Here is a 598-nt window from a genome sequence, read left to right as displayed (position 1 = left end):
TGCGCGCCGTAACCCGCGGCGATCACCGCCCCGCCCACCAGCCCCCGAAGGCATTGGCCGATGTTGACGGCGGAATGGTTGAGGGTGGCGGCAAGGACCTGCGCCTGCGGTGTGACATCCATGAGCCGTGTCTGCAACGCGGGCAGCAGCGCGATGATGCCGCCCATGAGGCTGATGACCAGCAGGATCGCAACCGTGCCGCCCGCGCAGAGCGCGAACAGGCAGGACATGAGCGTACTGCCCGCCAGCGTCACGACAATCGCCCGCGCGGGGCTGATATCGACCAGCCTGCTCCCGGCGATGTTGCCCGCCACCATGCCCACGCCCCACAGGGACTGGGCCAGCGGCACCACAAAACCGGGCACATGGGTCACCGCAAGCAGCACCTCGGTCATGTAGGTGCCGACACAGAACATGCCGCCAAACCCGATGGCCCCGGTCGCCAGCGTGAACCAGACCTGCGGGCGCCTGAGCACACCCAGTTCGCGCAGCGGCGAACTGGCGCGTTCCGCCGCCACCTCCGGCACATTGCGCGCGATCAGGCAAGGGCCAGCACGCCCATGCAGGTGATTACCCCATACATCGCGCGCCACCCCAG

Annotated in this window: 1 protein-coding gene; it reads right to left on the bottom strand. The window is 68.4% G+C overall.

Features of this window, described 5'->3' with window-relative positions:
- Window positions 1-598: MFS transporter (locus tag JCM25156_RS26655; RefSeq protein ID WP_242402764.1), on the bottom strand; the 598-nt coding region annotated here is incomplete at both ends.

The sequence above is a fragment of the Komagataeibacter kakiaceti JCM 25156 genome, assembly GCF_000613305.1.
This window is presented reverse-complemented; position numbering and strand designations above follow the sequence as displayed.